The sequence below is a fragment of the Pseudomonas sp. P1_C12 genome, assembly GCF_056406435.1.
In genome coordinates, this window is the sequence record NZ_JBFUAE010000018.1 from 39,739 (window position 1) to 52,277 (window position 12,539).

Annotated in this window: 14 protein-coding genes and 1 pseudogene; 2 read left to right on the forward strand and 13 right to left on the reverse strand. The window is 62.0% G+C overall.

The window, feature by feature from the left end:
• Positions 1–2 precede the first annotated feature (2 nt).
• The 13 genes and pseudogenes from AC1D19_RS25095 to AC1D19_RS25155 form a co-directional block, all read right to left on the reverse strand.
• Positions 3–1,829 (reverse strand): secretin N-terminal domain-containing protein, encoded by a 1,827-nt coding sequence (locus tag AC1D19_RS25095; RefSeq protein WP_477754207.1) that lies wholly within the window; start codon positions 1,827–1,829, stop codon positions 3–5.
• A complete protein-coding gene (locus AC1D19_RS25100) occupies positions 1,826–2,344 on the reverse strand; it encodes a hypothetical protein (protein ID WP_477754206.1) in 519 nt (172 codons plus the stop codon). Before AC1D19_RS25100 ends, AC1D19_RS25095 begins: the two co-directional genes overlap by 4 nt.
• Positions 2,344–2,892 carry a pilus assembly protein PilO gene (locus tag AC1D19_RS25105; protein WP_477754205.1) on the reverse strand — a complete coding sequence of 183 codons (549 nt, stop codon included), beginning with the start codon at positions 2,890–2,892 and terminating at the stop codon, positions 2,344–2,346. The genes AC1D19_RS25100 and AC1D19_RS25105 overlap by 1 nt, the downstream gene beginning before the upstream one ends.
• Positions 2,879–3,424, reverse strand: a complete 546-nt coding sequence (locus AC1D19_RS25110) for a PilN domain-containing protein (RefSeq protein ID WP_477760737.1) — start codon at positions 3,422–3,424, stop codon at positions 2,879–2,881. The genes AC1D19_RS25105 and AC1D19_RS25110 overlap by 14 nt, the downstream gene beginning before the upstream one ends.
• A 1-nt stretch (position 3,425) precedes the next feature.
• Positions 3,426–4,229, reverse strand: coding sequence for a hypothetical protein (locus AC1D19_RS25115; protein ID WP_477764875.1), 804 nt, complete (start codon positions 4,227–4,229; stop codon positions 3,426–3,428).
• On the reverse strand, positions 4,210–5,916 hold the full coding sequence (locus AC1D19_RS25120) for a GspE/PulE family protein (RefSeq protein ID WP_477764876.1): 1,707 nt from the start codon (positions 5,914–5,916) through the stop codon (positions 4,210–4,212). The genes AC1D19_RS25115 and AC1D19_RS25120 overlap by 20 nt, the downstream gene beginning before the upstream one ends.
• Positions 5,917–6,000: 84 nt before the next feature.
• Entirely contained in the window at positions 6,001–6,534 is a 534-nt protein-coding gene (locus AC1D19_RS25125) for a response regulator (protein ID WP_477764877.1), read from the reverse strand.
• 225 nt (positions 6,535–6,759) lie between these two features.
• Positions 6,760–6,912 carry a hypothetical protein gene (locus tag AC1D19_RS25130; protein ID WP_477764878.1) on the reverse strand — a complete coding sequence of 51 codons (153 nt, stop codon included), beginning with the start codon at positions 6,910–6,912 and terminating at the stop codon, positions 6,760–6,762.
• A gap of 13 nt (positions 6,913–6,925) precedes the next feature.
• Positions 6,926–8,212: an ABC transporter substrate-binding protein gene (locus AC1D19_RS25135; RefSeq protein WP_477764879.1), complete on the reverse strand. Its 1,287-nt coding sequence runs from the start codon at positions 8,210–8,212 to the stop codon at positions 6,926–6,928.
• A 9-nt stretch (positions 8,213–8,221) separates the two neighbouring features.
• Complete coding sequence (locus AC1D19_RS25140) at positions 8,222–8,629, reverse strand: SCO family protein (protein ID WP_477764880.1); 408 nt, start codon at positions 8,627–8,629, stop codon at positions 8,222–8,224.
• Positions 8,626–9,282: an SCO family protein gene (locus AC1D19_RS25145; protein ID WP_477764881.1), complete on the reverse strand. Its 657-nt coding sequence runs from the start codon at positions 9,280–9,282 to the stop codon at positions 8,626–8,628. Before AC1D19_RS25145 ends, AC1D19_RS25140 begins: the two co-directional genes overlap by 4 nt.
• A 42-nt stretch (positions 9,283–9,324) precedes the next feature.
• Positions 9,325–9,603: pseudogene (locus tag AC1D19_RS25150) on the reverse strand (hypothetical protein); the annotation flags it as partial.
• Positions 9,604–9,950: 347 nt separating this feature from the next.
• On the reverse strand, positions 9,951–10,559 hold the full coding sequence (locus AC1D19_RS25155; protein ID WP_477754196.1) for a lytic transglycosylase domain-containing protein: 609 nt from the start codon (positions 10,557–10,559) through the stop codon (positions 9,951–9,953).
• Between the two features lie 195 nt (positions 10,560–10,754).
• Between AC1D19_RS25155 and gspG the strand changes: the two genes are divergently transcribed.
• Both gspG and AC1D19_RS25165 read left to right on the forward strand, forming a co-directional pair.
• A complete protein-coding gene (gspG, locus tag AC1D19_RS25160; protein ID WP_477764882.1) occupies positions 10,755–11,189 on the forward strand; it encodes a type II secretion system major pseudopilin GspG in 435 nt (144 codons plus the stop codon).
• Between the two features lie 14 nt (positions 11,190–11,203).
• Positions 11,204–12,391, forward strand: a complete 1,188-nt coding sequence (locus AC1D19_RS25165; protein ID WP_477754194.1) for a type II secretion system F family protein — start codon at positions 11,204–11,206, stop codon at positions 12,389–12,391.
• Positions 12,392–12,539: the final 148 nt, after the last annotated feature.

The following is a 12,539-nucleotide window of genomic DNA, read 5'->3' on the forward strand; positions in this document are numbered from 1 at the left end:
GATCAAGGCTTCCCAACGGTAACGGTGGTGGCGATCGGTGCGCTCATGGGGCCGGTCTGAACTGTCGTACTCATCGAACGGTCCGGTGCCTGGATGTGCATGCTGGTTTCGGTACCGGTCGGGAACTCCATGTCAGACGGGCTCTGGTACGGCAGGTTGCGCACGATCCGCGGGGTGATCGACAGCACCAGTTCGGATTTGCTGACGTCGTCCTTGTTGCTGCCGAACAGGCGACCCAGGCCGGGAATGTCGCCAAGGCCCGGAATCTTGTTGCCGGTGGCGCCGTGGTCGTTGCGCACGAGCCCTGCGAGGATCTGGGTTTCGCCGTCATGCAGACGCAGGGTGGTCTGGGCGTTGCGGGTATCGACCTGGACCGGAATGGTGCCCTGAGCGGTCGGCGTCAGCGGCGTGGCGTTACTGACTTCCAGCGCGATCTTGATCGCCACTTCGTTGTTCAGGTGCACGATGGGTTGCACTTCGAGCTTGAGACCGACGTCGAGGTAGGTCACGCTTTCGGTGATCACCGGGCCCTGGGTCGAAGGCACCGAGGTGGCACTGATGATCGGCACGCGCTGGCCGATGTGGATGCGCGCCTGTTCGCGGTTACTCACCCGAATCACCGGGCTGGCGAGGGTGTTGATGTCCTTGTCCTGGGCATTGATCTTGGCCTGCGGTGATGGCGAGATAGTGATGCGGCTGGAGTCGATGCCCTTGAGCTGATCGAGAATGGTCACCGCCGACCCGTCGCTGTTGACCACACCGAAGGTGTTGGGCCATTGCAGGCCAAGGTCGAGAATGCGTTGGCGGGCGACTTCCATCACTTCCACTTCCAGCACCACTTCCGGGTTGGACTGGTCCTGGGATTGCAGGAGTTTTTCCGCCATGCGTACCGCATCACCGGTATCGCGCATGGTCAAGGTGTTGAGGCGCTCATCGACGAACACGTCGCGGGTCTTGAGCATGGTCTTGATCATGTTCAGCGCCGTGTTGGCATCGATGCTGGTCAGGTAGAAGGTGCGCATCACCAGCTCCTGGTAATCCTTGATCTTCTGCGGCGAGTCCGGGTAGATCAGCAAGGTGTTTTCGTTCACCACTTTCTGATGCAGCTGGTTCTGTTGCAGCAGCAGTTCCACGGCGTCTTCGATACGCACGTCACGCACGAAGATCGTGGCTTTCATGTCCGGGCGCAGGTCCTTGTCGAAGATGAAGTTCAGGCCGGCGACCTGGGACAGCACTTCGAAAATGGTTTTCAGGTTGGCATCGCGAAATTCCAGGGTCACCGGCCGGTCCAGGCGCGTACGCAGCTGCGGGTACTGCACTACGTTGCGGCTCTGCACCAGGCGGATGCTGTCTTGCAGTTCCAGGGCGCCGTCGTTCTTCGGGTCCAGTTCGAGAATCTGTTTGACCTGGCGGTCGGCACCGTAGATGTCACCGCGACGCAGGTCGCCACGGGCCAGTTCGAGTTTCTCGTCCATGCTGCGCAGGTAGTCCAGCTGGCGCAGGGAATCCTGGGCACGACGGTTGTTCGGTTCGATGTTCAAGACCCGGCTGTAAGTCATGCGGGCCCCGGCGAAATTGCGCTGGGCCCGGTCCATGTCGGCCTGGGTGAGCAGCGCCGTCACGGCGCGGGCCCGACCGTTGTTGAGGGCCATGTGCAAATCGGTATCGCGAGGGTTTTCACGCAATCCCTGTTCGATGCGAGCCAGACCGGCTTCGTATTGGCCGGATTCCATCAGGGCGGAAGCTTCATCCTTGGCAATCTGCGCCGAACTGCACGCGGCCAGCCCTGCGCAGAGACACAGGCTCATCAGCAAACGGGATTTGTTCATTCCGTACTCCCCACAGACAAGGTCTGCGATAAATGCAGAGGCAGGTAGACCAGGCTCAGTTCCTCTTTGGAAATCCGCTCGATCCGCCAGGTTTCGTCGATGACATCCCCTTTGCGCACGACGTAGATTTTTTCGCCGCTCTGCAAAAACACCTGCAAATCGGAACGGTCATCCAGCCTGCCGACAAACTGGAAGGGCAATGGCGGTGCAGTGGGGACTTGCACCACCGGAGTCGCGACAACCGATTGTTCAGTGACGGTGCCGGGGGCCGGCGCCGCTTTCCAGCTGCGGGCGGCGAACAGGTCGCCTGCCGGGCTCAGGTCCTTGATCGGCGCTACCGCCGCGGCGCTCGATGCTGCCGCCGATGTGCCCGGGGCCTTGACCTTGGCTGGCGTGGTCACGGCGGCCACCACAGGGTCGCTGTCGTCAGCCTGTTTGAAGTATTCGGGGAACCAGGCGAGCGCTGCCGCTGCAGCGAAGAACGCCACCCACCCCACCATTCGCCTGGTATTCATCATGACCTCGACAGGTAAAGGGTCATGCGGATCCGCCCGGTCAGGTCGGTATCGGCGATCTTCTTGCGCTGAAACTCCACATCCTCCAGCACCACCGCCGGCAGTTGGCCGAGCAAGGCGTGCAGGAAACGCCGCAGTTGCGGATAGCTGCCGCGTACCGGCAGCAGAATCTGATAACGGGCCAGGTGCGTCTTGGGGTCCACGCCCAGGGAGTATTCACCCCGGGACAAGGTGATGTGTTCCTGGGCGGCCAGGGCGTAGATCTTGTCGATGGCCACGGTGGCCTGAGGCTGGGACGGCAACTTGCTGCGGAAATCGTCGAGCTGGCGCTGCGGCACCACCGGCGCAGCTACGGTGCCGTCTTCGACCTTGGCCAGATACTCGGTAGCCTCGCGAGTCTGCTGGCTGAGGCTTTGCAGCGACTCCCAGTCCGGCAGCAACCCGACCAGGCCATAGCTCAGCGCCAGCACCAGCATGGCCAACCCTGCCAGCCCCGGAACGCCCAGGCCTTGCAGGTATTCGTGGACGATCAATTTATGGATTTGCATCGCCGATCTCCCAGGTAGCCGACAGGTTGAATTGCACCGGGTGTTCCGGCACGTCGGCGACAATTTCGTGGCTCAGCAGCGACACGTCGGACAGCTCGTCGCTGGCTTCGAGGCGGCGGTGGAAATCGAGCATGGCGTCCAGGTCCAGCGCCTCGGCGCTGATCCGCACCTGGCCTTTGCGGGCGTCCGGGGTCAGGGTCAGCAGGGCAATGTTGTCCCGCGGCATGGCTTCGAGGGTGGCGAACAAACGTTCCCAGGGACGGCGCAACTGCTGGGAGACCTTGCGCATTTCGGCCAGGTTCTGCGCCTGCTCGCGGATTTGCGCCGGAGTCAGGCTGAGCTTGCTGCCGGTATCGCCGGTGAGCACCCGCTGTGTGGTTTGCAGGTGGCCTTGCTGTTGTTCGGCCTCGTTGCTCAGATGCTGTTGCACCAGAGCGCAAGTCAGGGTCAGCACCACGCCACCGGCCAGCAGGCTCCAGCCCAGGGGACCTGCACGGCGCCGCGGCTGAAAGTCGAGCATCAGGGGGCGCATGTCAGGCCACCGCCCGAGACATGACGTACAGGCAATCGCGTACGGCTGTCCGGTCTTCTTCGAGGTTGCGCAGATGCACACCGGGCACGTCGGGAGGCGAATCGATGCGCGCCGGTGCATGCAGGTAGACATTCAACGGTCGTTCGCTCGAGGAAGCCTGCAACTGGTTTTCACGGCCGATCAGCGCAGTCAGCGCGGCATCGCCGTCGCCGCTGCCCACCGAACGCACCGAGGTCCAGCGCCCTTCCCGGGCCAGCAGCAACACGCTGCGTACCGGTTCGGCGACCACGAACAGGAAGTCCCCGGCATCAAAGCTTTGATCGAAATGGTTGAACGCCGCCATCAGGTACGGCTGCACCGAACGCAGGCGCAATCCGCGCGCGCTGACCAGGGTGCGCAGGCGTTCGAGCAAGTCCTGGGGCAGCGCGGTGGCGATGCGGTCGTAACCGGCGGGCTCAGGCGAGAGCACCAGGCTCCAGGGTTGCGTCGGGGCACCGTAGAGGTCTTCGAAACACAGTTGGGCGAAGCCGAGCAATTCGGCCGGGCTGCTGATCTGCTCGCTCCAGGGCACCAGGCAATAGCGGCTGAAGTGCCCGGAGATCACCACGGTCAGTTCCGCCCTGGCAACGGTGTGATCGGCCAGCAAATGGTCGAGGGTGTCGAGAGCCACCGTCCAGGCCTGGAAGCCTTCGTCGATGTAGCCGACGCTGCCCAGCCAACGGGTAGCACTGCCTTGCCGTTGCCCCAGGCCAACACCGCTGGCGCCGAGCACGGCAACGAATTGCTCACGAGACAAAAGTGACACGATTGATCTCCTCGAGAGTGGTCCGGCCTTGTTCCACCATCTCCAGCGCCGACTCGCGCAACAGGCGCAAGCCACGTTTACAGGCATGCGCCTTGATTTTCGAAATGGGTTGGCGCTCGACGATCATTTGCCGCAGTTCGTCGTCCAGGTGCAGCAGCTCGGCAATCGCGCTACGCCCGCGATAACCGGTGCCCCGGCAATGCCCGCAGCCCTTGCCGTGGACGAACTGGTAGTGAGCGACCTTTTGCGGATCAAGCCCCGAGACCTCCAGCTCTTCTTCTGTCGGGCTGTAAGGGCTGCTGCAACTGGTGCAGACCAGGCGGATCAACCGCTGGGCCAGCACGGCGTTGAGTGCCGAGACGAGGCTGTAGGGATCGATTTCCATCTGGGTGAAACGGCCGATCACGTCGAACACGTTGTTGGCGTGAATGGTGGTGAACACCAGGTGACCGGTGAGCGCCGATTGCACAGCGATCTGTGCGGTGTCCGGGTCGCGGATTTCACCGACCATGATCTTGTCCGGGTCATGGCGCAGGATCGAGCGCAGGCCCCGGGCGAACGTCAGGCCTTTCTTCTCGTTGACGGGGATTTGCAGCACGCCCGGCAGTTGATACTCCACCGGGTCTTCGATGGTGATGATCTTGTCCACGCCGTGGTTGATCTCGGTGATCATCGCGTACAGGGTGGTGGTCTTGCCGCTACCGGTAGGCCCGGTCACCAGCACCATGCCGTAGGGTTCGGCGGCCAGTCGGCGCAGCTGGCGCAGGGTTTCTTCTTCAAAGCCCAGGGCCTGCAATTGCACGCCACAGACCTTGTCGGCGAGGTCCTGTTTGTCGAGCACCCGCAGCACTGCGTCTTCGCCGAAAATGCTCGGCATGATCGACACCCGGAAGTCGATCTGCCGGCCACTGATGCCGATCTTGAAGCGACCATCCTGAGGCACGCGTTTTTCGCCGATGTCCAGTTCGGCCATGACCTTGACCCGGGAAATCACCTGCTCGGCGAACTCGCTGCCCTGGATCTTGCTGATGTTGTTGAGCACGCCGTCGATCCGGTACTTGATTACCAGACCGCTGCCGGTGGTACCGAGGTGGATGTCGCTGGCGTGCATTTTCAGCGCGTCGTACAGGGTCGAGTTGACCAGTTTGACCACCACGCTGGAATCTTCGCTGATGCTGGTCAGGGACAGGCTTTGCAGGTTATCGATCTCGGCGCCGGCGTCGCTCTGGGCGTTGAGCGACTCCACCGCATGGAAGCTTTCTTCGTGGCGCGCCAGGTAGGCCTTCAGGTCATCGGCATGCACCAGGTACAGCGGCGCGCCGTGCAGGCATTCATCGATCCAGGCCAGGCGCGCACTGTCGAAGGGGTCGGCGAACACACCGATGACCGCCTCGTCGTGACGCAGCAGGATGAATTCACGCTTGAGGCACTGGGCCAGGGTCACCCGGTCGAACACCGGGGTGGAACTGAACAGGCTGTCGGTGTCGAGCACCGGATAATGCAAAGTGACGCCCAGGCACCGGATGAAGGGCATGGGAGCCAGTTCACTCAACGCTGCGAGGGCGTCCAGCATCCGCTCGCCGGAACTGGTGGCCAGGGCTCGGGCCTGGGCCAATTGTTCACTGGTGAAGCGAGTCGGTACACATTCCGGTTGCGCCGGTTCTACGGCAAGGGATAGACGGTCCATGGCTTGCTCTCCAACGCCCCGGGCTTTGAGCCCTGTCGGCGCGGCGAGCCATTTCGGCGGGGGCCGGAACGTCCTGTCGCGCCACTACTCCCCGGTGAGCAATTGTTCGTCGTCTGGTGCCATGGAGGCCGATGTACTTTTTCGGCGATCTGCAAGCACCCAACTACCGTCGTACAACTGCAGCGGGAAACTCTCGGTCCTGCTCTGGCGTCGTTCGACGAATCCTTCGGAAGTGCTCACACCCGATTTGGGCTCGCGCCGCCTGCCCAGAAGATCAAGCACTGCACGGGCCAATTCCGCCAATGGAAAGGGTTTGAACAGGATATGGCTGACTCCCATTTGCCGGGCCCGCTCGCAGACTTCTGCGGTGGGGTGCCCTGTGATCAGCACAAAATGACACATCCTGTTCTGGCGGACGGCATCGAGCACCTGAAAGCCTTCCATATCGGGCAAGCGGTAATCGAACACCATCACATCCGGTGCGAAATCGTCAGCTACAGCGATTCCTCGTGCACCGTCGTGGGCAATCCGGACTTCCAGTGCTTGCGCCTGCAGGTAACCCTGGAGATTTTCCGCCAGCAACTGTTCGTCATCAACAACCAGTACTTTGTTTAACAAGGTGGACTCCTTGAAACCTCAGGTCCGGGTTTTGAACCTGGCTGAGTGCACGCCTTGACAGGGCTTATGCACACTTCACGCCAGGCTGGGTACCGGTATTTTCAGGTCTTCATGTCCTTGAATTTAAAAACAATGCCTTCTCGTACAGCCATTCCATCCCCCAAAAACGGGGAAAGCGACCGGATTGGCATTGACGTTTTTTCCCCCACTATTGGGGACCCTCCCCTATTCATCGTCAATCCGCTCGATTCGATTGCGCGGGCTCAATTGCGCCGACGCCCTCATTGCGGTTAAGCGTAGCCGCGCGGCTACGACAGTGGAAGCGTCTGCACCGGGCACCCATAGCGGCAGCAGGACCAGCAAAGTGTTGGGTTTCATGATCGGCCTCCGGTCAGGGCGTGGCAGCAGCGGGTTTATAGGGGGCGACCAGATAGAAACGCTGGTTCGGCAGATCCACCGTTACGATATGGGCACCGCTCAAGCCCAGGCGCCGGCCAGGACCAAAGCTCATCAGTGGTGTCAGCCCGGTATCGAAGTCATGCAGGCCTTCCAGCGCACTGATCAGCTTCTCGCGACTGGCATCCCGCCCGGCCTGCTTCATGCCTTCGCTGAGCAGCATCATCGAACTGAACGCGCCCACTTGCAGCACCGCGTGTTGGTCACCGAGGCCCTGGTGTTCGCGCAACTGGGTCAAGGCCTGGCGCCCGGCCAGGGTCCAGTCGCTGGGCACGAACGGATAGGCCAGGAACACCCGCCGGGAAAATCCGCTGGGCACCTGCATCAGATTGCCCGCCACCTGGTTCGAGGTGGCGAACAGGTAAGGCACCTGCCCCGCCGTTTGCAAGCGCTCGGCCAGTCGACTGAAGCCGCTGCTGCTGCCCAGGTAAAACACCGAGCGCGAGCCCAAGGGCAAATCATCCCTGGTCGGGTCGTAGGCTTGCAGACGCACCTTTTGCCAGGCGTGGCCCTGCAAGTACTGGTTGAGTTCCTGCGCCGCCAGCTGTTGGCCGGATTCGTCCGGATAGGCGATCAGCGTCGGCCCCTGCAGCACCCGCAGGCTGGCACCGGCGTAATCGGCCAGGGCGATCAATTGCTCGCGAAGCCCCGGCAGCGGTTCGAATATCTGCCGGCTGGTGTGGTGGGGCGTGCCCTGCAAGGACAGCGGCCCGATCAGGGGAATGCCGGCCTCTTCCAGACGCACGGCGAGGTCCATGTCCAATGCCGGCGCCAGCGGTGCAATCAGGGCAAACACCTGCTCTTCTTCGATCAACCAGTCCAGCGCCTTTTCGGCACTGGCGCGGTCGGCGCCGGGGTCGAGGATGGTCAGGCGCAACTGCCGGCCATGAATTCCGCCCGCCTCGTTGATACGCGCCACGCAGCCGTTGAGCACCGACGCCACCGTGGCGCCCTCTTCGCTCAATGGTCCGGTGGCCGGCAACAACGTGCCCAGGTACAGACTGTCGGGGGTCAGGCCCGAATCGCGGTCTTCGGCCAGGCGCTTGGCCGGCAGCACCATGTTCGATGCACCGACCCGGGCCATGACCGGTTCGCCGCTGGCAGACAGACCTTCGCCGTACAAGCGCTTGCCGGCACTTTCGCTGAGGCTCAGCGGCAGCGCCTGGACGCTGAGCGTGATGCCGCTCAGGAGTAGCAGGCCAAGGACGAGGGCAGTATTCATGGCCGTGGCTCAGCTATCGGCCACAGGCATTGTCAGCACCTGCAAGCGCTGGGCAATGGCGGCTGCCGGAGCATCGGGACGGATTTTGCTCCAGAGCTTGTTCGCCACGTCACCGATGATCGACTGGGTGGAGTGTTGCTCGGGGGTCGGCACGATCTGGCCGATGCGACCCAAGACAAGGTCCATTTGCGCCTTGTCGCCGGTAAGAAAAAACCAGTGGGGGTCATCGACGCCCTGTTTCAAGGTGTAAGCCTCGAGTACCGCCGGGGTGTCCCGCAGCGGATCACTGGTAAGGGAGATAAAGGTGATGCCGTCGGCCACCGTCGGCGCGGCCTGTTCATGCCCTTCGTGGGCAAATGCCATTGAACTGAAAATGCCGTAACAGACGCCCGGAGCGAACCAGTCGATGACTCTCATGGCTGATGCTCCATGGCGATGGCGGTGTGCTTGGCGTGGGCGTTGCGTTCACCCCTGAGCTTCTCGACGGCCCGGGCCAGCTCCGTCGGGTCGGTGAAACCGTAGTAGCGGGTCCAGAAACGGTTGTTGCCGTCCCCCACCAGAATCAGCGGCGAGTGGTTCTCGACGTCACCGCTGTAAGCGCCCAGGCCCATGAGGGTGGCAGTGACCGACTGCGGCGAGCCGGTCAGCCAGCTCCAGCCCGGCCCCTGCTGGAAGGTGCGGGCGTAGTCGTTCAGGCGTTGGGGATCATCACGCTGCGGGTCGATGCTGATCGACACCAGCTGTACCTCGGTGCCGACCCGCGCGCCCAACTGTTTCTGCACCTTGCCCATGATCGAGGACACCACCGGGCAGACCGTAGTGCAGCTGGTGTAGATGAAGCCCATGACCACGATCTTGTTGCTCACCAGGTCTTTTTCCAGGCTGACGACCTTGCCGTTCTGGTCCAGCAGGGTCACGTCGGCAAACTTGATCCGGGCGGTCTCCGGGCTGGCCTCTCTGGCCGCCATGTCGTGCCCGGTGGGCTCGTCCGCCGAGTGAGCCAGCGCCTGGCCGATACCGAAGGCCAACAGACCGAACGTCAGCAGGCCGCGATGCGCGAATCGGTTCATGTCAGCTTCCTCTCAGTGGGTATCGCCGGGAATGGCCCGAACACCCGGCGCGACGCCAGACAAGGGTTGACCGGAGGTTTTGTCCGTCACTCGAAATTGCACGTCGGCAATGCCGCCCTCACGCAGTACGCCGTCCTTGGCCAGGGGCTTTACATCGAGGGCCACCGCAATCCCGTCACGTTCCAGCGTCCGGTCGCTCCAGGTATCGGGCAAGGTGATTTCGTCGAGCGCAGTCGGGGGCGCGGTCCGCCATACCCCGAACCCGATCAAGGCCATCCCGAGAATCACCGCGCTGCCAGCGATTGTGGTGGTCCTGTCCATATCAAAACTCCCCTTCAGAATCTGCGTGCCCCGTGCAGCTTCGCTCCCACGGGGGGGGGCTAGCTGGCAATCGCGATGTCGAGCATCGATGTCACCAACAACAGCCAAATAATCAGGGACGGAGCGTGAGATATGCCGATCATGAACTCGGGCCTCATTGCGGGTTATCAGTGAACACCTCTCGACAAGTTGTCCACAGCAATCCGCATGCCATAAAAAATCACCTTATTAATCAGCTGGATATATTCACGAATGGATAAACGGGGGGATATTCCCCACCCGACCCCCCATTTTCTCGCCGGGGCCGCCATTCCCCACTATTGGGGAAACCACCCCCTGGGTCTCGATCACAGCGGCGCATCCGCGGACAACCCCTGTAAACGCCGATACTGGTTCAGCACGTTGGGCACATAACGCTGGGTTTCGGCGAACGGCGGGACCACGTTGCCCCGGCTGAGCACCGCTTGCGGGCCGGCGTTGTAGGCGGCCACGGCGAGGCGGATATCGTTGTCGAACATCGTCATCAGGCGCTTGAGATAGCGGGCGCCACCCTGGATGTTGGCCTTGGGGTCGTAGGCGTTGGTCACACCCATTTCGCGGGCGATGGCGGGCATCAACTGCATCAGTCCGCGAGCGCCCTTGGGTGAGGTAGCGCGGGCGTTGTAGCTGGATTCGGTCTTGATCACTGCGTGCAGCAGCGCCGCCGGTAGTTCATTGGCCGTGGCCGCCGCCGACACCAGCTCGGCGTAGGGTTGCGCGGCGATCATCTGCGGTTGCTGGTCGAGGCTGACGACCGTCGCTTCGGGCTCATGGATCACCCGTTCATAGTGGCGTCCGGGGCGGTGGACATTGGACAGGACATAGTTGCCCTTGGCGTCCAGGGAAACGAACACATCGGCCTGTGCGGCGCCAGCGAGCGCGAGTAATCCGAGCAATCCTGCTGTGATGGCTTTCATTGGCATGCCTCCCCTGCCCGGCCCCGAAAAATGGGGGTATTGCCCCAGTGGCCGGTAGTAAAACAGCCATACGCAAACACTGTGCCGTAAGTGAAAAGGCCCGTAGCACAGGGGGTGCAGAAGGATGTCCAGTCATGAGCATGGCAATTGCATGCGCCTGTATAGCGACTCTGCTGTCAACTGAGGGAGGTCATCATGAATCAGCGACCGTGTTATGCCCGGCGCCCCCAAAGCGGGTTCACCCTGCTCGAACTGTTGGTGGTGCTGGTGGTACTGGGGCTGTTGGCCGGCATCGTGGCGCCGAAGTACTTCGCCCAACTGGGCCGTTCCGAAGTGAAAGTGGCCAAGGCGCAAATAGAAGGCTTGAGCAAAGCCCTGGACCTTTACCGCCTGGAGGTCGGCCACTACCCGTCGACCGAACAGGGCTTGCAGGCGCTGGTCACTGCCCCCGCCGATGAACCGCGCTGGACCGGCCCGTACCTGCAGAAAAAACTCCCGCAAGACCCCTGGGGCCACAACTACAACTATCGCTATCCCGGTGAAAACAGCGAGTACGACCTGTTGTCCCTGGGCAAGGACGGGCAACCCGGCGGCGAAGGCGAGAACGCCGAAGTCACCAACTGGAACTGACGGGAAAAGCGACCATGCGCTTTCATCTCAAAGCCGTCGGCAAGGCCGGTGTCGTCTCAATGACCGTCGAGGCGCCGGGACACAGCGAGGCCAGGCGCATCGCCGAAGACCAGGGCCTGCGAGTCGTCAGCCTGCACGCCGAGCGACATTGGCGAGCCTTGCGCCTGCACAAGCGCGAGACCTTCCACCTGGTATTGTTCAGCCAGGAACTGACCACATTGCTCAACGCCGGCCTGCCGTTGATCGATGCGCTGGAAAGCCTGGCGGAAAAGGAAAACGCGCCACAAGCCCGCAAGACCCTGAGCGAGCTGGTGCGCTTGCTGTACGAGGGCAAATCGTTTTCCCAGGCCTTGGGGCAGCTATCGGCGGTTTTCCCGCCTTTGTATGTGGCGCTGGTGCAGTCCAGTGAGAAGACCGGCGCCGTGGGCGATGCCCTGGGCCGGTATGTCAGCTATCGCCAGCGCATGGACGAGGTTCGCCAGAAGATCGTCAGCGCATCGATCTACCCCATGTTGTTGCTGGTGGTGGGAGGTGGCGTGGTGTTGTTTTTGATGGGCTACGTCGTACCGCGCTTCAGCCTGGTATTCGAAGGGCTGGGGTCGAACCTGCCGTGGATGTCGCAGGTCCTGATGAGCAGCGGCATGTTCCTGCACACCCACCAGGGCGAATTCTTCGGTGGCTTGCTGGCCATCATCGTCGCCCTCACCCTGCTCCAGCGCCAACCGGCCTTTCGTCGGGGGCTGGACCGCCTGATCGAAAAACTCCCCGCGGTGCACCAGCGCATCTTCATGTATGAGCTGGCGCGTTTCTACCGTTCGCTAGGCATACTGCTGCAAGGCGGCATTCCCCTGGTCACCGCCATGGGCATGGTCCGTGGCTTGCTCAGCGTCGCCTCCCGCGCGCGCCTGGACCAGGCCTGCGACCGGGTACGCGAGGGGCAATCGCTTTCTACCGCGCTGGAACTCAATCACCTGGTGACTCCGGTATCCCTGCGCCTGCTGCGCGCCGGCGAACAGTCGGGCAACCTCGGGCAGATGATGGAGCGCAGCGCCGACTTCTACGACGAAGAAATCAGCCGCTGGATCGAATGGTTCGTACGGCTGTTCGAACCTCTGCTCATGACCTTCATCGGTCTGTTGATCGGGGTGATCGTGATCCTGATGTACATCCCGATTTTCGAATTGGCCTCGAGCATTCACTGACCTCATGGAGCAGGGCCGCGCTGCCCGTTGCATCTTTTCAACCTTCCATTGAATAAATCAGTCCGTCGAGGTGTTTAACAAGTTCCCATGGGAAAAATGCAGCACGTTGCAATGTTCATCAACGTTCCAATCTGAACAATAAGACGGA